Genomic DNA, 20,947 nt, shown 5'->3' with positions numbered 1-20,947 from the left:
GACGGAGGAACTCCCACTCCTCATCAGACAGCTCATGACGACGTATCACCCGACCATGATCCACCACGCAAGATCAATTGAAGACACGCCCTAGGACTCCGGGGCCTCCTGCTCCCGTTGCTCCCGTCGTTCCTGGAGCTTGCGCAGCAGTTCCTGTTTCTGGGCCTGCGCGTCCGCTCCCGCGCCGAATCCCGCTTCCGCGCGGCCTCCGCGCAGCTGCTTGCGGCCCAGGTTCTTGCGGGTGCCGCCGACTCCGAGCATGTTTCCACCGCGGCTCATACCGGGCTCCTTCCCTCGCCTCACCTTGCGGCCGAGACGGTTCGTCTCGCCTTTGTGCAGGACTCCATCGTTCGCGAGACGCAGCGTCTTGTCAACCTGTTAAATTCGACTCATGAGAGAGATGAAGTCCGTCGCGAAGCCCGCCCCCGACGCCTCCCGCCGCAGCGAGAAGTCCCGCCGGGCCATCTACGCCGCCGCCCTGGAACTGGTGAGCGAGACCGGGTACGCCAAGACCACCATCGAGGGCATCGCCGCCCGTGCCGGGGTCGGCAAGCAGACCATCTACCGCTGGTGGTCCTCCAAGGCCGATGTGCTGATGGAGGCGTTCCTCGATCTCGCCGAACAGACGAACGAGCAGGCCGGTGGCGTCCCCGGCGACCACGCCCTCCCCGACACCGGTGATCTCGCCGCCGATCTCAAACTCGTCCTGCGCGCCACGGTGGACGAACTCCTCGACCCCCGCTTCGAGGTCCCCTCCCGCGCGCTCGCCGCCGAGGGCGTCGCCGACGAGGCGCTCGGCCGGGAGTTCTTCACCAAGCTCCTCGAACCGTCCCTCATGCTCTACGTCCAGCGCCTGCGCGCCGCCCAGGACGCCGGTGACCTCCGCCCCGGCGTCGACCCCCGGATCGCCCTGGAGCTGTTCGTCTCCCCGCTCGCCCAGCGCTGGCTCCAGCACACCGGGCCCATCAGCCACGCCTACACCGACACCCTGGTCGACTACGCGCTGTACGGGATCGCCTCCCGGCCGTCCGCCGGCTCGGCCCCGTAAATCCCGGCAAGGCACCCGATGCCACCCACTCCGGATGCGCTCCGATGTACCCGGGATGTCGGCTCCGCACCCCCCGGAGCGCGCGAAGGTGCGACCATAGGGCATGCTGTCCGCACGACGGCGAGGCGAGGGGACAGATGAGCGCGGAGTTCGACGGAGGTACCGGCCGGCAGGGCAAACTCAGCCAGTGGCTGCGCGGACGCCGGCCGAAGGACACCGCCGCGGACGCCGTCGAACGGGAGTCCCTGCTGCTCGCGGCGGCTGCGGCGGGCCTGCCGCTGGCTCCCGCCGCGCACCCCGCCCCGGGCTACCGATGTTCCTGCGACCGGGTGGGCTGTCCCACCCCCGCGCGGCACCCGGTGTCATTCGCCTGGCAGACCCAGTCGACCACCGACCGCGGCCAGATCGAGCGCTGGGCCCGCCATCAGCCGCAGGCCAACTTCATCACCGCCACCGGCATGGTCCATGACGTGCTGGACGTACCGCTGGCGGCGGGGCAGCGGGCGCTGGAGCGGTTGCTCGCCGCCGGGATCGAGGTCGGACCGGTCGCCGAGAGCGACGAGGGCCGACTGCTGTTCTTCACCCTCACCCGCGGCACCCCCGACGACGAGGACGAGTGGTGGCCCTGCGAGCTGGACTGCCACCCCGAGACGATGGACGAGCACCCCGGCCTGCGATGGCACTGCCGGGGCTCCTACGTCCTCGTCCCCCCGGCCCGGCTGCTCGGTGACGGACGGCGGGTGTGGTGGGTACGGGGACTGGAGCATCCGCTCCCCGATCCGCTGACGCTCCTGGAACACCTCACCGACGCCTGCGCCCGCCACGCGGCCGAGTCCGGCTACGACGCGGACCGCGAGCACCCGTCGGGGGCGTGGCCGCTGCGCCGCTGACTCCGTCACCGGCCCGCGTCCCACGGAGCCAGCCCGAAAGATGCGTCGGCGCACCGCGTTCCCTCGCCGGGCCGCGAGCCCGGAGACTCCGGCGCCGGGAGGGCCGCCGCACCGGAGAGCGCGCGCCTTGGGAAGGGCCTCGCACGGCAGCCCGGAGACATGGGCAACCCGAGCCTCGGCCGACCTGAGCTTCGGGCAACCCGAGCCTCGGCCGACCTGAGCTTCGAGCAACCCGAGCCGCCGCCGACCCGAGCCTTCAGGAGAGCCCCGCACCGCAGCCCCCAGACCCGGGATCCGGCGAATTCGGGTGAGACCCGGCACGGCTGGAGCGGTGAGTCCTGGGGAGCCACTCGCTAGGAAGCGACCACAGCCCCCCCGCATCGCAGCCCCGAGCCCCATGGCCTCGCGCCTCCTGGACGCGGGCCCGCACTTCGGCGGCGAGTTCCCCCGGGCCCCGCGGCTGTGGGAAGAGGGCCGCCGGCCCCGCATTCTCGCCCCGAGTCCCATGGCTCCACGCCTCCGGGAAGGCCCCGTTCCCCGCACCTCGGCGGCGAGTCCCCCGGGCGCCGCTGCCTTGGCAAGCAACCCCAGCCCCCGCATTCCCGCCCCGAGTCCCAGCACCCCGAGCCTCGGGACGAACCCCGAGCCCCGGCCGTCAGCCCAAGCGCGCCGCAGCCGCACTCCTGGGGAGCGCCCCTGACCCCACACCGCAGCCCGAGTCCCAGGCCCTGTATTGCCGCCCCGAGCCCACTTGCCCGCACTCGGCATCGGAAGGACCCCGTATCCGGACCGGAGGAGGGCCCCGCACCGCAGCCCGAGTCCCAGCCCCGCATTCCCGCCCCGAGCCCACCGCCCGCACTCGGCACCGGAAGGACCAGGTACCCGGACCGGAAGAACCCGGTACCCGGACCGGAGGGACCCCGCGCCGCAGCCCGAGTCCCAGGGCCCGCGCCCTCGGGGGGCGACTCCGTACACCGGCCCCGAGTCCCACCCCCCCCCGCGCCCGGACCGGAGGGGAGGTACCCGCACCCCCCAGAGGGAGACCCCCTACTCCCCCTGCGCCCCCGTCAACCCCTGGATCCGTCCCAAGAACGTCACCCGTTGCTCGCCGGAGGCGTTGCGGCGGGGGGTGAGGGCGACCTCGTTGGAGACGAACTCCATCGTCAGGGACTGTTTGATCTCGCCCTTGGTGAGGGCCAGGACGGCGTCGGTCGGTTCGGGGACGGAGGACCCCGTCGCCGCGGTCTGCTTCTCGAAGTGGCGGGTGGTGAAGAACACCAGGGCGCCGCCGTCCTCGGTGCGCAGCGCGAGGGGGGCGTAGTCGCCGTCGGTGAGCGGTTCGTCGATGTACTGGGTCGCCAGGCCGGGGCGGCTGGCGTTCTTCTGCCGGGTCTCGCGCCAGCCGCTGGTGTGCGGGCCGGTGGCGAAGGTGTCGCCGCCGTCCTGGAGGTAGTCGGTGTAGTCCCGGCTCAGATCCTCGGGGCGGACTGCGAGATCGGTGGCGCCGGAGGCGACCGGCTCGGCCCAGCCGTCGTCGTCCGTCGTGAACTCGGGGACCTGGCCCGGCGCGACCAGCGTCAGATACGCGGCCTCCCAGGGGCGGTCGAGGTCGTCGCGGGTGAACACGAACAGCCAGCGGCTGTCGCCGCCCTTGTTGGCGCGGGAGTCGGCGACGAACCAGCGTGGCCAGCCGGCCTTCTTCGGGATGGTGAACTCGGTGTCCGAGAGTTTCAGGGGGCTGTGGTCCGGATTGCCCCCCGGGTTCGCCGCCTTCCCCGCGGCCAGCCGGGCCCCGTCGATCGCGGCGAGGGCGCCGGTGACATGAGCGGCGTCCAGGGAGCTGTCGTACGCCTTGTCTGCGGCGTTGTACGCGGCGGTGAAATCCTTGAGTGCCTCGGCGGCCTCCGCCCGGGTGGTCGCGGGCACCACCTCGCGCTCGCCGTGCACCACCACACATCCGCTCGCCGTCAGCGACACGGCGGCCACGGAGACCGCTGTCAGGGCCCTCCGGCCGAACTGGTCAATCCTGCGGCGACTGCGCGGCGTTCGCGGGCCGCGATCCCTGGTCATCGGCTGACTTCACCCTCCCCTTCCCGGAGGCGAACCCTACCGGGGCGAAGAAGAGGGCGAGCGTCGGGACCAGGTACAGCAGCCACACCGTGACCTGGAGGACGGTCGGGTCGGGCTGGAAGTTGAACACGCCCTTCAGCAGCGTCCCGTACCAGCTGTCCGGGGGGATCGTGCCGGAGATGTCGAACGCCCGGTTCGTCAGGCCGGGCAGCCAGTCCGCCTCCTGGAGGTCGTGGAAGCCGTACGCCAGGACTCCGGCCGCCACCACGACCAGCATCGCGCCCGTCCAGGTGAAGAACTTGGCCAGGTTGATGCGCAGCGCGCCCCGGTAGAACAGCCAGCCGAGGATCACCGCGGTGGCGATGCCGAGGGCCACGCCGATCAGCGGGCGGGGTGTGCCGTCCCCGGCCGCCCGCACCGACGCCCACACGAACAGCGCGGTCTCCAGGCCCTCGCGGCCCACCGCGAGGAAGGCGGTGGCGACCAGCGCGCCGGTGCCGATCGCGAGGGCCGCGTCCAGCCTGCCGTGCAGTTCCGCGCGGAGATGGCGGGCGGTGCGGCGCATCCAGAAGACCATCCAGGTGACCAGGATCACCGCGAGGATGGAGAGGGAGCCGCCGAGGGCCTCCTGCGCCTCGAACGTCAGCTCCTGCGAGCCGAATTCCAGGGCGCAGCCGAAGCCCAGCGCGAGGGCCAGGGCGACCGCGATTCCGGTCCACACCGGTCTGAGGGCGTCCCGGCGGCCGGTCTTGACCAGATAGGCGATGAGGATGCAGACGACGAGACTGGCCTCCAGTCCCTCGCGCAGCCCGATCAGGTAGTTGGAGAACATGGCCGGCTACGCCCCTTCGGTGGCGGTGGCGGTGGCGGTGGCGGTGGCGGTGGCGCTGGTCTGGTTGTCGGTGAAGAGTGGGCGGCCCCACCAGTCGTTCTCGTCCCGCACCCCGGGCGGGATCGCGAAGACCGCCGAACCGACGTGCTGGAGGTACTCGTTGAGCGCGTCCGTCGCCAGATTGCTCTGCACCGGGATGAAGCCGGTGCGCGGGTCGCGCTGGTAGGCGAGGAAGAACAGCCCCGCGTCCAGCCGCCCCAGACCGTCGGTGCCGTCGGTGAAGGAGTAGCCGCGGCGCAGCAGGGTCGCCCCGTCGTTGGAGTCGGGGTGGGCGAGGCGGACATGGGCGGTGGGCAGCATCGCCTTCAGGAACGGTTCGTCGCGCTCCTTCGCCCTGCCTACGGGGGCGCCCTCGCCCTTGTCGCGGCCGATGATGTCCTCCTGTTCCTTCAGCGGGGCGCGGTCCCAGGTCTCGATGTGCATCCGGATGCGGCGGGCGACGAGATAGGAGCCGCCGGTCATCCAGGAGGGGCCGTCCCGCTCGCCGACCCAGACGAACTCCTCCAGCCGGTCCGTCTCGGTGCCCGCGATGTTGCGGGTGCCGTCCTTGAAGCCCATGAGGTTGCGGGGGGTCTGCGCCTCCGGTGTGGTGGAGGAGGTCTTGCCGAAGCCGAGCTGGGACCAGCGGACCACGACCTTGCCGAAGCCGATCCGGGCGAGGTTGCGGATGGCGTGCACGGCGACCTGGGGATCGTCCGCGCACGCCTGCACGCACAGATCGCCGCCGCCGCGGTTCGGGTCCAGCTTGTCGCCCGGGAATTTCGGCAGGTCGACCAGGGCCTCGGGGCGGGCGTCCGCGAGGCCGAACCGTCCGAACAGGGACGGCCCGAAGCCGAGGGTGAGGGTCAGCCGGGAGGGCGGCAGGCCGAGCGCCTCCCCGGTGTCGTCCGGAGGCGCCTCGGGCAGTCCGCCGAAGCCGCCCTCGCCGACCGGCTCGCCCGCCGTCATCCGCCGGGCGGCGGCCGTCCACTCCTTCAGCAGGGCGACGAACGCGTCCCGGTCCCGCGTCGTCACATCGAACGCGGCGAAGTGCAGCCGGTCCTGGACCGGGGTGGCGATGCCCGCCTGGTGCGCCCCGTGGAAGGGGACCGCCCCGCCGGCCGGGTCCGGGTCGTCACCGGGTCCGGCCATGGCGACCGCGCCGCCCGCCGCCGCGGCCCCGAGCGCCAGCCCGGCCCCGCCCCAGCCGAGCAGCGCCCGCCGGGAGGGCCTGCCGGTGATGTCCCGTCGGGAGGGCTTGCCGGTGGTGTCGTCGTCCGTCATCGCCGTGCCCCCGCTACTTGGCCACGACCGCGGCGGCCAGCTGCGACAGCGGCTCCGCCAGCGCGTTCACCGCGTCCGACAGCTCCTTGCGCTCGGCGTCACCGACCGAGTCGTAGGAGACGAAGTCGTAGGAGGAGGGGTCCGGGCGGTACTGGTCCAGCAGGGTGTTCAGGGCGGTGAACTGGCGGTCCAGCTCGGTGACCAGCTCCGGGTCGTTCTCCTGGGCGACCGGCTTCAGCAGTTCGTAGGACTTCTGGGCGCCCTCGACATTGGCCTTGAAGTCGACCAGGTCGGTGTGCGAGTAGCGCTCCTCCTCGCCGGTGACCTTGCCGGTGGCGACCTCGTCGAGGAGTTCCTTGGCGCCGTTGGCCATGGAGGTGGGGGTGATCTCGGCGGTGCCGACGCGCTGCTGCCAGTCGGTGAGATCGGTGATCAGCCGGGCGGCGAGTTCCTTGTCGCGGTCGGTGATCTTCCCGTCCCGCCACAGCGAGCGCTCCAGCCGGTGCCAGCCGGTCCAGTCGGTCTCGGGGTCCTGGCCGTCCTCCAGGCCGTCCTCGCGGAGGTCGACCTTGGGGTCGATGTCGCCGAACGACTCGGCGACCGGCTCGGTGCGCTCCCAGCCGATCCGGGAGGTGGCGTACGCCTTCTTCGCGGCGGCCACGTCCCCGGACCGCACCGCGTCCGCGAACGCCTGCGCGAGCGGCAGGGTCTCGTCGGCCTGGGCCTGGGCGTAGCCCCGGTAGGCGGCGACCGCCTCGTCCAGGCGCGGATCGCGCGGGGCGGCCGAGCCGCCGGTGACCTTGAGGTCCTGGCGGATGCCGTCGCCCTTCATACCGGGCTTGCAGGCGATGCGGTAGTCACCGGCCTCGACCTCGGCGGTGACCCGCTGGCTGGTGCCGGGGCCTATGTTCTCCCGCTCGGTGACCACCCGGTCGTCGGGGAAGAGCAGATAGACCTCGTTGACCTTGCTGCCCTTGTTCTCCACGGCCAGCTCGATGTGCCCGGCGGGCACCTCATGGGTGGAGACCTCGCAGCTGTCGTCCGTGGCGGTCACGTTGATGACATTGCCGCCGTCGCCGGAACCGCCCTTCTCGGTGCAGCCGGTGAGAGCGGTGAGGGCCGCCGCTGTGACGACAGCGGTGGCGAGGGAGAATCCGGCGGCACGCATACGGGCTCCAGAGGCGGGCTAGGCACGACGGGTCAGGCAACGAAGGCGGGCCTAACTTATCTGAGCCTTACCTATCCGATAACCGGTCGGACAGTGATTCAGCTCTCATGAATCGCCTATGGCCATGAAGTCCCCAAAGAGGGGTAATGCGGGTGTCGGGGGACGGTCAAGGAGCGGTCAAGAGCGCGGGCGGTTCCTCACTCATGCCTCGCTCGTGCCTTGCTCATGGCTTCGCTCATGCCGCACTCGCGGCTTCGCTCATGCCTCACTCATGGCTCACGGCGGGGTGTCACCAGCACCGCGCCCGTCCGGGGATGCGGCAGCACCTCCACCGGCTGGTCGTACACCTGCGACAGCAGTTCCTCCGAGAACACCTCGGCCGGTGGCCCGTCCGCCGCGACCCGCCCGGCCCGCAGCACCGCCACCCGGTGCGCGTACGCCGCCGCCAGGCCCAGATCGTGCAGGACCACCACCACCGCGTCCCCGGCCCGCGCCCGCTCCCGGCACAGCCGCAGCACCAGCTCCTGGTGCTTGAGGTCCAGCGCGGCCGTCGGCTCGTCCAGCAGCAGCAGCGGCGCCCGCTGGGCCAGCACCCGGGCCAGTGCCACCCGCGCCCGCTCCCCGCCGCTGAGCGCCGAGAAGGGCCGTCCGGCGAAGGCGGTCACCTCGGTCGCGGCCATCGCCCGCGCCACCGCCGTGTCGTCGTCGTCCTGGTCCACGGCGGCCCAGGGCGCCCGGCCCATCCGGACCACCTCCTCCACCGTGAACGGATAGGCCAGGGACGCCGACTGCGGCAGCACCGCCCGGCGCAGCGCCAGTTCGGGCGCCGACCACCCCGACACCGGCCGCCCGTGCACCCGTACGACGCCCGAGGCGGCCGGGACATCGGCGGCCAGCGCGCCCAGCAGGGTGGACTTGCCCGCCCCGTTGGGCCCCACCAGCGCCAGCACCTCGCCCGCGCGGACGGTCACGTCCACCGCCCGCAGCACCTCGCGCTCGCCGAGCCGCACCGTCAGCCCCTCGGCGGCGGCCAGCACCGCACCGGGCTCCGGCACGGGCGGGGGAGTGGGGCGCGGGCGCAGCCGGAACCAGGGGCGCGCGGAACGGGTCGTCGTCTTCGGGGTCTGCGAGGTCTCTGGAGCCTCTGAAGCCTCCGGGGCCTTCGGGGTCTGCGGGGTCATGCCCAGCCTCCTTGCCTACGGCGGGTGCGGCGCAGCAGCCAGAAGAAGAACGGGCTGCCCACCAGGGCGGTCAGCACACCGAGCGGCATCTCGGCGGGCGCGGCCAGGGTGCGGGCCGCGAGATCGGCGCCGAGCAGCACCAGGGCGCCGCCCAGCGCACTGCCCGGCACCAGGAAGCGGTGCCCCGGACCCGCCGCCATCCGCAGCAGATGCGGCACCACCAGACCGACGAAGCCGATCACCCCGGAGACGCTCACCGCGGCGGCCGTCAGCAGCGCCACCACCAGGATCAGCACGATCCGCAGCCGCTCCACCTCCACACCCAGATGCCGGGCGGGCCGGTCGCCGAGCGCCAGCAGATCCAGCTTGCGCGCGTAGAACGGGGCGATCAGCAGACCCAGCGCCGCGCACGGCAGCACCGCGAGCACCTTGGGCCAGGTCGCCTGGGAGAGCGAGCCGAGCTGCCAGAAGGTGATCTGGTTCACGGCGGCGGTGTCCGCGAGGAAGATGAACAGCCCCACCAGCGCCCCGCAGAACGCGTTCACCGCGATACCGGTCAGGATCAGCGTCACCACTTCCGTACGGCCGCCCGCGCGGGCCATCCCGTACACCAGCAGCACGGTCGCCAGCCCGGAGACGAACGCCATCGCCGGGAGGGTCCAGTTGCCGAAGAAGGACAGGCCGAGCGCGATGGAGGCGACCGCGCCGACCGCCGCGCCCAGGGAGACCCCGATGGTGCCGGGCTCGGCCAGCGGATTGCCGAACACGCCCTGCATCAGCGCGCCCGCGCAGCCCAGCGAGCCTCCCACCAGCAGCGCCAGCACGATCCTCGGGAACCGGACGTTCCAGAGCACGGACTCGGCCACCCGGTCCAGTTCCTGGCCCCCGGCGCCGATCCGGTGCAGCACGGAGGCGAGGACGTCCCCGACCGGGACCGGGTACGCGCCGATGCCCGCCGCCACCGGGATCAGCACCAGCAGGCCCACGACCAGCCCGGTGGTCAGCAGCCAGGCGGGGCCGCGGCGGGTGCGGGTCCGGGGGGCGGTCTTCACGGGGGCCGGGGAGGGGGCCGGGGCCGCTTCGGTGGTGCTGTCCAGGGCCGTCACGCCGCACCGCCCGCGTAGAGCTGCTCCACGACCGAGGCGAGGACCTGGTCGGTGCGGGGGCCGTAGCTGAGCAGGACCCCGTCCTCGACCGACACGATCCGCCGGTCGAGTCCGGCCGGTGTCTGGGCGACTCCGGGCACCTTCTCCAGGCCGTCGATCCCGCCGACCGACTCAAGTCCCTTGGACATCACCAGGATCGCGTCCGGCGCGGCCTTCACCAGGGCCTCGCTGGTGATCGGGGTGAAGTCCTTGGAGAGCCCGGAGTCGGCGCCCGCGTCGACGCCCCCGGCCGCCTCGATCAGCGAGGACGCCCCCGAGTCCGCCCCGCCGATCAGATAGACCGAGGCCGAGCCGCGCAGATACAGAAACGCCACCCGGGGCTTGCCGGCGTCCTCCGGAACGTCCGCGCGCACCGCGGCGATCCGCTGCTGCGAACGCCCGGTCAGCTCCTGCCCGGCGGACGGTACGCCGAGCGCCCCGGCCACCGCCGCGATCCTCGGGCCGACATCGGCGAGGCCCTTGGCGGGGGCGACGGTCAGCACCGGCACCCCGGCCGCGCGGATCTGGTCCAGCGCCTCGACCGGGCCCGAGGTGGTCTCGGCGAGCACCAGATCGGGCCGCAGCGAGAGCACGCCCTCGGCGGAGACATCGTGGGCGCGGGTCACCAGCGGCAGATCCCGGGCCTGTTCGAAGGTGGTGGAGACATCCCGGCCGGCCACCCGGTCGCCGAGGCCGAGACTGAACACGATCTCGCTGAGCGAGCCCGACAGCGGCACGATCCGGTCGGCCGCCTCGACGGTGAGGCGCTCGCCGTCGGCCGAGGTGACGGTGACGGGCAGTTCGGGCGCCGGAGTCCCGGTCAGTGGCTCGACCCGGTCGGCGGCGCGCTCGGCCGACGCCTTGGGGGCGGCGCCGCCGTCGCTTCCCCCGGATCCGGGGGAAGCGGAACAGCCCGCCGTGGTCAGGGTGAGCGCCGCCAGCAGGACTCCCGCCAGTCGGGCGCGCAAGGGTCGCACCGTCCCGTTCCTCTCCGCACCGGACCTTCCGGAATCACTCGATGGAGTTTAGGTTAGCCTTACCTTGCTGGCTAGATCGCGTTGGTCTCTGGCCGGTTCTTTTCGCTGCGTCGTTGCTGCGCGTTCCTTTCGTGGTGCGGCGCGAGGAAGTCACCCCCCTGGTCCCTTCGTCGGAGGTCCGTCATGCCCCAGCCCTCGGGGTCCCGCCGGTACGGCTGGATCGCCGCCCTGTGTCTGGCCGTGCTGGGGGCGCTGCTCCCGGCCGGGGCCGCCTCGGCGGCGAGCAGCCCGGTGCAGGGCGGACGCCTCGACTGGGGCGTCAAGGCGTCCTTCCAGAGCTATGTCACCGGGCCCATCGCGCAAGGCGGTTACACCCTGACCGGCGGTGCCGCCACGGTCGGCGCGAACCAGTTCCGCTTCCACTCGGCCAGCGGCAGCTACGACGGGGGCACCGGGGCGTTCAGCGCCGGGTTCTCGGGCGGGGTGCGGTTCACCGGGCACCGGACCGACTCCGGCGCCTACGAACTGGACATGACGATCAGCCGGCCCACCCTGCGGATCTCCGGGGGCAGCGGCACGCTGTATGTCGACGTCACCAGCAAGGCGAAGGGCACGGGGGCGGTCACGACGTCCGGTCAGGTGCCGTTCGCCGCCGTCTCGCTGGGCGGGATCGACATGAAGGGCGGCGGTACGGCCGTCACCCTGAACAACCTTCCGGCCACCCTGACCGCCGAGGGCGCCAAGTCCTTCGCCGGGTACTACTCGGCGGGGACCCCGCTGGACCCGGTGAGCCTGTCGGCGGACATCGCGCCGGCCGCCGCGCAGCCGCCGGCGACCCCGAAGGCGAGCGAGTCCGCGCGCGAGGAGAAGGACCAGGAGAAGGGCGACGAGGGGACGGACGGCGCGGGCGCCGCCGGGAAGCTGGTCGACGGGGCCGTCGACTGGGGGGTGCGCCGCACCTTCCGGGAGTACGTCACCGGTGATATCGCCCAGGGCGAGTGGACCCTGTCATCGGGCGCGCAGGACGGTGGCGCGCTGTTCCGCTTCCCCGGTGGTGAAGGGACGTTCAACGACGGGCAGCTGAAAGCCGAGTTCACAGGCGAAGTGCGCTTCACCGGGGAACACGGCCTGGATCTGCGGCTGAGCGGTTTCCGCGTCACCGTCGCGGCCGACGGCAAGGGCACCCTCCTCGCCCGGGTGAACGGCGCCGCCAAGGACGTCTCCCTGGTCACCTTCACCGCGCGGGACCTCAAGCCCGAGGACGGTCTGGTCGCCGTCACCGAGGCCCCCGCGAAGCTCACCGCGAGCGGCGCCGAGGCATTCGACGGCATGTACCAGCAGGGCACCGAGATGGACCCCGTCTCCCTGGCCGTCGCCCTCACCGAGGACGCCACCCTGCCCGCCCTCCCCGACCTGGGCAGCTCGGCCACCCCCGACTCCGGGTCCTCCCCCGCCGACGACCGCACCGCCCCGGCCGCCGCCGCCGACCCGGCCGACGGAGGCTTCCCCGCCCTCCCCGTCGGCCTCACCGCCGCCGCGCTGCTCCTGCTGGCCGCCGCCGCGTACGTCGTCGTCGCCCGCCGCCGCACCCGCGCGGCCGGGACCACCGGCACCCCCACCCCCTGAGCCCCCAACACCCCACCCCCTGAGCCCCCAACACCCCATCCCCTGAGCCCCCAACACCCCCACCCTCACCCCCACCCCCCCGATCACCCCCACCCCCCGATCACCCACACCCAGGCACTCCCAGGAGAACCACGCATGCCGATCAGACCCCGACGCCGCAGTACCGCCCTCGCCGCCGCCGTCGCCACGGCCGCCGCGCTGGGCACCACCGCCCTTGGTCTCGCCGCCGCCGCGCCCGCCGCCGCGGCCGGTGTCCCGCTGACCGGCTACGAACTGACCTGGGGCATCAAGCAGTCGTACCGCACCTATGTGGTCGACACGGCCGCCGGTGGCTTCACCGCGTCCGCCGGGGCCTCGCAGGCCGCCGACAACGGGGTGTTCACCTTCACCGACGGCACCGGCACCTACGACCCCACCGCCCACACCGTCGACCTGGGCTTCAAGGGCGCGCTGAAGATCACGTCCGTGCGGCACGGCTTCGAGATCACCCTCTCCGACGTGCGGTTCGACAGCGCCGCGGGCGAGATCACCGCCGATGTCACCAGCAAGGGCGCGACCAGCGACGACGTCCCGCTCGCCGAGGTCACCGTCTCCCGCACCATGAAGGACATGGAGACCAAGCTCACCAAGGAGGCCGGCGAGGTCTTCGGCAGCGCGAGCTACGCGGGCGCGGCCGGCGATCCGCTGACGGTCGTCCAGAAGACGCCCCCGGTCACCACACCCCCCGTGACCACCCCGCCGCCCGTCACCACACCCCCGGCCACCACCCCGCCGGTCACCACACCCCCGGTGACGACGCCCCCCGCCACCACCACCCCGCCGAAGCCCACCGGCACCGCCACCCCCAGCCCGACCACCACCTCCGCCACCCCGGCCCGGGGCGACCTTGCCGACGGCACCCTGACCTGGGGCGTGAAGGAGTCCTTCCGCACCTATGTGGTGGACGGCGTCGCCCAGGGCGACATCACGGTGTCCGGCGGAGCCACGCAGGCGGCGTCCAACGGCGTGTTCACCTTCCCGGACGCCACCGGCACCTATGACACCGACGCGGACACCCTGACCGCGAAGTTCCAGGGCGCCGTGAACTTCAAGGGCCACAAGGACGGCACCGAGTACGGTCTCGACCTCACCCTCACCGATCTGCGGGCCACCCTCGACGGCGGCACCGGCGAACTCACCGCCGATGTCACCAGCCTGGGCGAGCGGTCCGAGGACGTGGTCCTCGCCGAACTCACCGCCAGGTCCGCCGACCTGACCGCCCGGAACGATGTCATCACCCTCGACGACATCGCCGCCGAGCTGACCACCGAGGGCGCCGAGGCGTTCGGCGACTTCTACGACCCGGGCTCCGCGCTCGACCCGGTCGATCTGTCGCTGGCCCTCACCGAGGGCGCCGAACTGCCGGGCGGCGACGGCGGCACGGACGGCGGTACGGACGGTGGCACGACCGGCGGCGGCACCGGGGGTTCCGGTACGACCGGCGGCACCACCACCGGGGGCGTCACCGGCGGCCTCGCCAACACCGGCTCCGACGTCCCCGTCGCGGCCCTCGGCACCGCCGCCGCCATCACGCTGATGGCGGGCACGGGCGTGGTCCTGGCCATGCGCAAGCGCCGCACCCAGGCGTAACCGGCACCGCAGTCACGGGGGAGGGGCGGACCGAGTGGCACAGCACCCGGTCCGCCCCTCCGTCATCCCCGCTCCACCCCGCCCCCCGCATACGCTTCAATGCCCCGGTGAACGATTACGACGTACTGCGCGTCTTCTGCGCGGCGAACGGCGGCCTGGGCGAGGAACTGGGCGTCGTACGGGACGGATCCGTCCTCCCCGACCCGGTACGGCGCCAGGAGCTGGCGGCGAAACTCGGCTTCGGCGGGACGGTGTTCGTGGACGACCCCGAGCGCGGGACCGTCGACCTCTACTCACCCGGCGCCCGGCTGCCCTTCGCCGGGTACCCCTGCGTCGGCGCGGCCTGGCTGCTCGACGTACCGGAACTGGTCACGGCGGCCGGGGTGGCGGGGGCGCGGCAGGACGGCGAGTTCAGCTGGGTGGAGGCGCGGGCGGAGTGGGCGGCGCCCTGGGAGCTGCGGCGGTACGCGAGCGCGGCCGAGGTCGAGCGGCTCGGTCCGCCCGGGGCGGGGGCACGGTTGTACGCCTGGGCCTGGGAGGACGAGGCGGCCGGGCGGATACGGGCCCGGGGCTTCGCCGGGCGCGACGGCGGGACGGCGGAGGACGAGGCCAGCGGCGGGGCGGCGCTCCGGCTCACGGCACAGCTGGGCCGCGCCCTGAACATCACTCAGGGCGCGGGCTCCCAGATCCTCACGGCTCCACAGCCGATGGGGTGGGTGGAGATAGGGGGGCGGGTGGTGCTGGAACGGTAGGCGGGGGCGGGGGCGGGAGGGGGAGAGACGCACGCCGTCAGCGGGAACCCCGGCCCGGACCGGCCTGGCGCGGCGCGGCACGCACCTGCCCGGCCCGACACGGACCTGCCCTGCCCGGCGCGGAGCGCTCACGCGGTGAGCGGGAACTCCTCGCCCAGCGCCCGGAACACACCCGTGTTCAGCGCGAACGCCCGCTTGCACTCGGCCACGATCCGCTGCTTCTCCAGATCGTCCGCGGGCAGCGCGTCCAGCAGCTCCCGGTAACCGCGCTTGAACGCGGCCGGGTTGGCGATCGACTCGAAGACATAGAACCGCACTCCGTCGCCCTTGCGCGCGAAGCCCCAGGTCCTCTCCGCCTTGTCGCGGATGATCTGGCCGCCGGAGAGATCGCCGAGGTAGCGGGTGTAGTGGTGGGCCACATAGCCGCCGGGCCAGGTCCGCGCGCACTCGCGCACCCGGTCCGCGTACTCCTGGGTGGCCGGGAGCGCGGACAGGTCCTCGCGCCAGCCGGGGCCGCGCAGATGCTCCAGATCCCGCTCCAGGGCACCCAGCCGGTACAGCTCCGGCTGGACGAAGGGACCCGCCACCGGGTCGGCCGCCAGCGCCTCGGCGCCGGACTCCATCGCCTCGTACACGAACCACAGCTGCTCGGTGTAGCGCGCGTACGCGTCCACGCCGAGCCGGCCGCCGAGCAGATCGCTCATGAACGTCGAGGTCTCCGCCTCCACATGCTGCTCGTGGGACGCGGTGCGGATGAGTGTCGAGAAGGACTCCATGGAGTGAATCATCTAAGGTGAGCCTTACCTAAGTCAATGCTTTCCCGACTCCCTGTCGGTAAAAGCGTACAAGAAAACACCCGCCCTGAGCAGGGGCGGGTGCGAGTGCTGCCGCGAGCGCGGAATTACGGGAAGGTCAGGATCTCCGCGCCGGTCTCCGTCACCACGAGGGTGTGCTCGAACTGCGCGGTCCGGCGGCGGTCCTTCGTGACGACCGTCCAGCCGTCGTCCCACATATCGTACTCATGCGTCCCGAGGGTCAGCATCGGCTCGATGGTGAAGGTCATCCCGGGCTGGATCACGGTCACCGCGTGCGGGCTGTCGTAGTGCGGGATGATCAGACCGCTGTGGAAGGCGGAATTGATGCCGTGCCCGGTGAAGTCCCGCACCACCCCGTAGCCGAAGCGCTTGGCGTACGACTCGATGACCCGGCCGATGATGTTGATCTGCCGGCCCGGCCGGACCGCCTTGATCGCCCGGTTCAGAGACTCCCGCGTCCGCTCGACCAGCAGCCGGCTCTCCTCGTCCACGTCCCCGACCAGGTAGGTGGCGTTGTTGTCGCCGTGCACCCCGCCGATGTACGCCGTCACATCCAGGTTCACGATGTCGCCGTCGCGCAGCACGGTGGAGTCCGGGATGCCGTGGCAGATGACCTCGTTGACCGAGGTGCACAGCGACTTGGGGAAGCCGCGGTAGCCGAGCGTGGACGGATACGCCCCGTGGTCGCACATGAAGGTGTGCGCCACCCGGTCCAGCTCGTCCGTCGTCACCCCGGGCGCGATCAGCTTCGCGGCCTCCGCCATTGCCTGCGCGGCGATCCGGCCGGCGATCCGCATCGCCTCGACCGTCTCCGGGGTCTGCACCTCGGGGCCGGTGTACGGGGTCGGCGCGGGCTTGCCGACGTACTCCGGGCGCCGGATGTTTCCGGGCACGGAACGGGTGGGAGACAGGTCCCCTGGGACGAGCAGCGACTGGCCAGACATGCCAGCGAGTCTAACCAGCGGGCATGGGGGACCATGTCAGAGGCGAAAGGAGCCGCTCATGGCCCTGTTCAAGAAGCGCACGGCTGCGAAGCCGGGCGAGTGGTACTACTGCCTGGAGCACAAGAAGGTCGAGGAAGGGCCCGAGTGCCCCGCGAAGGACCGGTTCGGGCCGTACGCCACGCGGGGGGAGGCGGAGCAGGCGATGGCCACGGCGCGTGAGCGCAATCTTGAGTGGGAGACGGATCCTCGGTGGCACGATGCGACGCCGGAGGAGCGCGACGAGGACTGAGGGGCGGGTGCGGGTGCGTTGTGGCTGATCGCGCAGTTCCTCCCCCAGAGGGGGTACCCCCAGCGCCCCTTAAAAGCAGGGCGTTGCCCCCGGCCCTAGCTGCGGGCAGCCGTGCCGCTGGGGCGATGGGGGAGGGTGGGCGCAGCGGCACACCCCGCTCGCGTGGGTGAGCGTCACCACCGCGCCGGCGGCGGAGCCGTCAGGTGGTCCGCCAAGCGGGACACCCGGTCCCGCAGGCGGCTCCGGCCTCGCGGGGCCGGACGGATGTTCTCCCCGGCCGCCGCGCTCACCAGATGCTGGACGGTGTCCAGGTCCAGTTCCCCGCCCTCCGGCACCGCCAGGAACTCATGGGCCATGACCGACAGCTCCCGTTCCCGCTCCCCTTCCCCCGCGTCCGGCCCCAGCGCGAGCACCGTCACCCCGGCCCGCCGCGCGTCGTGCACCCGCTCCAGCAGCCGCGCCCCCGGCGCGTCCGGCGCCACCACCAGCAGGGTCTCCCCGCGCCGGGCCGCCTCGATCCGGCCGAGGCCCACCGCGAGATGCGCCGGATCCGTGGGCCGGGCCGCGTGCCGGACCAGGGTCGGGGCCAGTTCCGGCGTACCGGACCAGGCGGCCTCGTCCACCAGGTGCGCCGCCAGATGCCAGGGTTCGTAGTCCCGGGTCCCGACCAGCAGCAGCCCCCCGCCGTGCGAGACGACCGAGCCCCGCAGCGCGCCCGCGAAGCCGCGCGTCGCCCCCAGCCATTCCGTCCCGGCGAGCACCTCACGCAGCAGAGCGACCCGTACGGCATCCATGGCTCCGCATCCTGCCGCACCACGCCGTCCGTGACCCGGCGTTCACCCCGGATTCGCCCGTCCTGGGCATACCCCCGCGATACGGCCGCCCCGGAGCCCCCGCCCTGGCAGCATGCCCCCGTACCCCGACCAGGAGCCGCGTATGCCCCCCGCCACACCTCCCACCGGACCCCCCGCCACACCCCCCTCCGGACCCCCCGCCACACCCCCCTCCGTGCCCTTCCGTGCCGGGCGGGAGGGTTATGTCAGTTTCCGGATCCCCGCGCTGGTCGTCACCGCCGCCGGGACGCTGCTCGCCTTCTGCGAGGGGCGGGTCGACTCCGCCAAGGACTGGGGCCGGATCGACATCGTCCTCAAACGCTCCACCGACGGCGGACGCACCTGGGGCCCCCTCCTGGTCGCCGCGAGCAACGGCGTGAACCTGGCAGGCAACCCCGCCCCGGTCGTCCTGGACACCGGGCGGATCCTGCTCGTCCACGTCCGCTCCTCCGCCGCCGCCTCCGAGGCGCTCATCCTCGACGGCAAGGTCTCCGACGCCGACGGCCGCCGCGTCTGGGTCCAGCACAGCGACGACGACGGCCTCACCTGGTCCCCCGCCACCGACATCACCGACCAGGTCAAACAGCCCGGCTGGCGCTGGTACGCCACCACCCCAGGCCACGGCATCCAGCTCACCGGCGGCCGGGTCGTGGTCCCCGGCAACCACACCCTGCCGCCCGAGCCCGGCACCAGCGGCTCCGCCCCGCAGTACAACAGCGGCCACTGCCTGCTCAGCGACGACCGGGGCGCGACCTGGTACCTCGGCTATCTCGACCAGAACACCGACGGCTACATCAATGTCAACGAGACCATGGCCGCCGAACTCCCCGACGGCCGCGTCTACTTCAACACCCGCAACGACTCCCGCTCACCCGGCAACCGCGCCGACGCCCACTCCCTCGACGGCGGACGCACCCTCGCCGTCCCGTTCCGCCCGCAGGCCGGTCTCACCACCCCCGTCTGCCAGGGCAGCGTCCTCCAGCTCCGCGACCCCGACCTCCTGCTCTACGCCGGACCCGCGCTGTGGGACGGCCGCGCCCTGATGACCGTCCGCGCCTCCCACGACGGCGGCACCACCTGGCGCCCGGTGTTCACCGCCGACGGGCTGCCCGCCGCCTACTCCGACCTGGCGCGGGTCGACACCCGCACCCTCGGACTGCTCCATGAGACCGGCGACTTCGGGGCGTACGAGCGGATCGTCTTCCGGCGGGTCCCCGTGACCCGCCTCACCGGCTGACCGGGGCGGCCCGGGACGTAAAGTCGGCCCATGACCTCTACGGATAGTGCCGCCACCGGACCCGCCGAGCGGAAGGCCCCCGCCAAGGACCCCTGGGACCTGCCCGATGTCTCCGGGCTGGTCGTCGGGGTGCTCGGCGGGACCGGACCGCAGGGCAAGGGCCTCGCCCACCGGCTCGCCCGCGCCGGACAGAAGGTGATCATCGGTTCCCGGGCCGCCGAGCGCGCCGAGGCCGCCGCGGCCGAACTCGGTCTGGGCATCGAGGGCGCCGACAACGCGGAGACGGCCCGCCGCAGCGACATCGTGATCGTCGCCGTCCCCTGGGACGGCCACGGCAAGACCCTGGAGTCGCTGCGCGCCGAACTCGCCGGGAAGCTGGTGGTCGACTGCGTCAACCCGCTGGGCTTCGACAAGCAGGGTGCCTACGCCCTCAAGCCCGAGGAGGGCAGCGCCGCCGAGCAGGCCGCCGCCCTGCTCCCGGACTCCCGGGTCACCGCCGCCTTCCACCACCTCTCCGCCGTCCTGCTCCAGGACACGGAGATCGACGAGATCGACACCGATGTGATGGTGCTCGGCGAGGACCGCGCCGATGTGGAGATCGTCCAGGCCCTCGCCGGGCGCATCCCCGGGATGCGGGGCGTCTTCGCCGGTCGGCTGCGGGGCGCCCACCAGGTGGAGTCCCTGGTGGCCAATCTGATCTCCGTCAACCGCCGCTACAAGGCGCACGCCGGGCTCCGGGTCACCGACGTCTGAGCCGATGGGGGACACTGGGGGACGCACCGGAGCGATTCCGGCGCACGCCTCCCCTGTGTCCCCCCCTCGCGTCCCGACAGGAGCCGACCCCGATGCCCCGCCTGGCCCTCTACGCCCTGATCGTCTGCGTCCTCGCCGTCGCCGCGGCCGTCGTCTCCTTCGTCCAGGGCAACTGGCTGGGCATCGTCTGGGTGCTGCTCGCGGGTCTCTCGTCCAATCTGACCTGGTACTACGCCCGGCGCGGCCGGGTCCGCCGGCAGGGCTCGGTCACGGGCTGACCGCGCAGTACGGGTTGCCCTCCTGCCAGAACCGGTACAGATCCCGGCCGCAGTAGCTGTCCACCTCGCTGATCCCGAGCCCGCCGAGGATCGCGTCGATCGCGTCGAAGAACACCGCGTTGATCGACGGCACCCACAGCAGCGCGAACACGAACAGCAGCCCGAACGGAGCGAACGGCTCCACCTGCCGCCGCACCTTGTACGACAGCCAGGGCTCGATCACCCCGTAGCCGTCCAGCCCCGGCACCGGGAGGAAGTTCAGGATCGCCGCCGTCACCTGGAGCAGCGCGAGGAACGCCAGCGCGTACCGGAAGTCGGCCGGTACGCCGGACAGCGCGTCCAGCCAGAACGGGGCCGTGCACACGAGCGCGAACAGCACGTTCGTCAGCGGCCCCGCCGCCGAGATCAGACTGTGCTTCCAGCGCCCCCGGATCCGCCCCCGCTCGATGAACACCGCCCCACCCGGCAGCCCGATCCCGCCCAGGATCACGAACACCACCGGCAGCACGATGCTCAGCAGCGCGTGCGTGTACTTCAGCGGGTTCAGCGTGAGATAGCCCTTGGCGCCCACCGAGATGTCCCCGCTGTGCAGGGCGGTCCGGGCGTGCGCGTACTCGTGCAGACACAGCGACACGATCCACGCGCCCGTCACGAACAGGAACACGGCCAGCCCCGGCTGCTCGGCGAACCCGGTCCAGGCCGCCCACCCCGTCACCGCCGTCACGGCGACGATCCCGAGAAACACCGGGCTGATCCGCCGGTCGGAGCGGGTGGGTGCGGTGACCATGGGGCGAACTCCAGCGATGGGGACGGGTAAAGCAGAAACACGAAGGTACCGGGGAAACGTACCGCCGCCACGCCCGGTTCCACCCACCCAACCCCACCACGACGCCCGTAGGGGCGCGGGGAACTGCGCGATCAACCACAACGAACCTGCACCAGGACGACAACGGCCGAACCCACCCACCTCCCCCAGGGGCGCGGGGAACTGCGCGACCAGCCACGACGCTCCCGCACCATGACGACAACGACCGCACCCACCCCCCCAGGGGCGCGGGGAACTGCGCGACCAGCCACGACGCTCCCGCACCATGACGACAACGGCCCCACCCACCCACCTCCCCAGGGGCGCGGGGAACTGCGCAAAAAGCCACGAC

21 protein-coding genes are annotated in these 20,947 nt (G+C 72.6%); 9 read left to right on the top strand and 12 right to left on the bottom strand.

The features are described 5' to 3' along the window. Nucleotides 1-90: 90 nt before the first annotated feature. Nucleotides 91-279, bottom strand: a complete 189-nt coding sequence (locus tag ABZX40_RS40820; RefSeq protein WP_355750874.1) for a DUF6243 family protein — start codon at nt 277-279, stop codon at nt 91-93. Nucleotides 280-391: 112 nt separating this feature from the next. On the opposite strand from ABZX40_RS40820, the gene ABZX40_RS40815 reads away from it, so the two are divergent. Then, nucleotides 392-1,048, top strand: coding sequence for a TetR/AcrR family transcriptional regulator (locus ABZX40_RS40815; RefSeq protein WP_355750877.1), 657 nt, complete (start codon nt 392-394; stop codon nt 1,046-1,048). A gap of 137 nt (nt 1,049-1,185) precedes the next feature. Further along, a complete protein-coding gene (locus ABZX40_RS40810) occupies nt 1,186-1,938 on the top strand; it encodes a bifunctional DNA primase/polymerase (RefSeq protein ID WP_355750879.1) in 753 nt (250 codons plus the stop codon). 1,047 nt (nt 1,939-2,985) lie between these two features. Here ABZX40_RS40810 and ABZX40_RS40805 read toward each other — a convergent pair. The 7 genes from ABZX40_RS40805 to ABZX40_RS40775 all read right to left on the bottom strand — a co-directional run bounded on the left by ABZX40_RS40805 (nt 2,986) and on the right by ABZX40_RS40775 (nt 10,625). Further along, nucleotides 2,986-4,008, bottom strand: coding sequence for a hypothetical protein (locus ABZX40_RS40805; protein WP_355750882.1), 1,023 nt, complete (start codon nt 4,006-4,008; stop codon nt 2,986-2,988). After that, the gene (gene efeU / locus ABZX40_RS40800; RefSeq protein WP_355750885.1) at nt 3,959-4,840 is read right to left on the bottom strand and encodes an iron uptake transporter permease EfeU; all 882 of its coding nucleotides are present in this window, start codon (nt 4,838-4,840) and stop codon (nt 3,959-3,961) included. The genes ABZX40_RS40805 and efeU overlap by 50 nt, the downstream gene beginning before the upstream one ends. A gap of 6 nt (nt 4,841-4,846) precedes the next feature. Further along, nucleotides 4,847-6,163 (bottom strand): iron uptake transporter deferrochelatase/peroxidase subunit, encoded by a 1,317-nt coding sequence (gene efeB, locus ABZX40_RS40795; RefSeq protein WP_355750888.1) that lies wholly within the window; start codon nt 6,161-6,163, stop codon nt 4,847-4,849. Nucleotides 6,164-6,176: 13 nt separating this feature from the next. Continuing rightward, nucleotides 6,177-7,331, bottom strand: coding sequence for an iron uptake system protein EfeO (gene efeO / locus ABZX40_RS40790; protein ID WP_355750891.1), 1,155 nt, complete (start codon nt 7,329-7,331; stop codon nt 6,177-6,179). Nucleotides 7,332-7,600: 269 nt separating this feature from the next. Further along, the gene (locus tag ABZX40_RS40785) at nt 7,601-8,512 is read right to left on the bottom strand and encodes a heme ABC transporter ATP-binding protein (protein ID WP_355750894.1); all 912 of its coding nucleotides are present in this window, start codon (nt 8,510-8,512) and stop codon (nt 7,601-7,603) included. Next, nucleotides 8,509-9,564: an iron ABC transporter permease gene (locus ABZX40_RS40780; RefSeq protein ID WP_355750931.1), complete on the bottom strand. Its 1,056-nt coding sequence runs from the start codon at nt 9,562-9,564 to the stop codon at nt 8,509-8,511. Before ABZX40_RS40780 ends, ABZX40_RS40785 begins: the two co-directional genes overlap by 4 nt. Nucleotides 9,565-9,614: 50 nt before the next feature. Continuing rightward, nucleotides 9,615-10,625, bottom strand: a complete 1,011-nt coding sequence (locus ABZX40_RS40775; protein WP_355750897.1) for an ABC transporter substrate-binding protein — start codon at nt 10,623-10,625, stop codon at nt 9,615-9,617. 192 nt (nt 10,626-10,817) lie between these two features. Here ABZX40_RS40775 and ABZX40_RS40770 point away from each other — a divergent pair, with 192 nt between their 5' ends. The 3 genes from ABZX40_RS40770 to ABZX40_RS40760 all read left to right on the top strand — a co-directional run bounded on the left by ABZX40_RS40770 (nt 10,818) and on the right by ABZX40_RS40760 (nt 14,641). After that, nucleotides 10,818-12,260 carry an HtaA domain-containing protein gene (locus tag ABZX40_RS40770; RefSeq protein WP_355750900.1) on the top strand — a complete coding sequence of 481 codons (1,443 nt, stop codon included), beginning with the start codon at nt 10,818-10,820 and terminating at the stop codon, nt 12,258-12,260. Nucleotides 12,261-12,395: 135 nt separating this feature from the next. Continuing rightward, nucleotides 12,396-13,889 carry an HtaA domain-containing protein gene (locus ABZX40_RS40765; protein WP_355750903.1) on the top strand — a complete coding sequence of 498 codons (1,494 nt, stop codon included), beginning with the start codon at nt 12,396-12,398 and terminating at the stop codon, nt 13,887-13,889. 107 nt (nt 13,890-13,996) lie between these two features. Beyond that, nucleotides 13,997-14,641: a PhzF family phenazine biosynthesis protein gene (locus tag ABZX40_RS40760; RefSeq protein WP_355750906.1), complete on the top strand. Its 645-nt coding sequence runs from the start codon at nt 13,997-13,999 to the stop codon at nt 14,639-14,641. A gap of 128 nt (nt 14,642-14,769) precedes the next feature. Here ABZX40_RS40760 and ABZX40_RS40755 read toward each other — a convergent pair whose 3' ends face one another. Both ABZX40_RS40755 and map read right to left on the bottom strand, forming a co-directional pair. Next, nucleotides 14,770-15,417 (bottom strand): biliverdin-producing heme oxygenase, encoded by a 648-nt coding sequence (locus ABZX40_RS40755; RefSeq protein WP_355750909.1) that lies wholly within the window; start codon nt 15,415-15,417, stop codon nt 14,770-14,772. Nucleotides 15,418-15,542: 125 nt separating this feature from the next. Then, nucleotides 15,543-16,400, bottom strand: a complete 858-nt coding sequence (map, locus tag ABZX40_RS40750; protein ID WP_355750912.1) for a type I methionyl aminopeptidase — start codon at nt 16,398-16,400, stop codon at nt 15,543-15,545. A 58-nt stretch (nt 16,401-16,458) separates the two neighbouring features. Here map and ABZX40_RS40745 point away from each other — a divergent pair, with 58 nt between their 5' ends. Next, nucleotides 16,459-16,689, top strand: a complete 231-nt coding sequence (locus tag ABZX40_RS40745) for a hypothetical protein (RefSeq protein ID WP_355750915.1) — start codon at nt 16,459-16,461, stop codon at nt 16,687-16,689. Nucleotides 16,690-16,862: 173 nt separating this feature from the next. Here the strand turns inward: ABZX40_RS40745 and ABZX40_RS40740 are convergent, their stop codons facing one another. Next, entirely contained in the window at nt 16,863-17,483 is a 621-nt protein-coding gene (locus tag ABZX40_RS40740; protein ID WP_355750918.1) for a hypothetical protein, read from the bottom strand. A gap of 214 nt (nt 17,484-17,697) precedes the next feature. Between ABZX40_RS40740 and ABZX40_RS40735 the strand changes: the two genes are divergently transcribed. From ABZX40_RS40735 to ABZX40_RS40725, 3 genes are all read left to right on the top strand, one after another. Next, on the top strand, nt 17,698-18,759 hold the full coding sequence (locus ABZX40_RS40735; RefSeq protein WP_355750920.1) for a sialidase family protein: 1,062 nt from the start codon (nt 17,698-17,700) through the stop codon (nt 18,757-18,759). A gap of 30 nt (nt 18,760-18,789) precedes the next feature. Continuing rightward, nucleotides 18,790-19,512, top strand: a complete 723-nt coding sequence (gene npdG, locus ABZX40_RS40730; protein ID WP_355750923.1) for an NADPH-dependent F420 reductase — start codon at nt 18,790-18,792, stop codon at nt 19,510-19,512. Between the two features lie 92 nt (nt 19,513-19,604). Beyond that, the gene (locus tag ABZX40_RS40725; RefSeq protein ID WP_355750925.1) at nt 19,605-19,790 is read left to right on the top strand and encodes a hypothetical protein; all 186 of its coding nucleotides are present in this window, start codon (nt 19,605-19,607) and stop codon (nt 19,788-19,790) included. Here the strand turns inward: ABZX40_RS40725 and ABZX40_RS40720 are convergent. Continuing rightward, nucleotides 19,780-20,577, bottom strand: a complete 798-nt coding sequence (locus tag ABZX40_RS40720; protein WP_355750928.1) for a site-2 protease family protein — start codon at nt 20,575-20,577, stop codon at nt 19,780-19,782. The genes ABZX40_RS40725 and ABZX40_RS40720 overlap by 11 nt on opposite strands. Nucleotides 20,578-20,947: the final 370 nt, after the last annotated feature.

Source organism: Streptomyces sp. NPDC004610, assembly GCF_040609715.1.
GTDB lineage: Bacteria > Actinomycetota > Actinomycetes > Streptomycetales > Streptomycetaceae > Streptomyces.
This window is presented reverse-complemented; position numbering and strand designations above follow the sequence as displayed.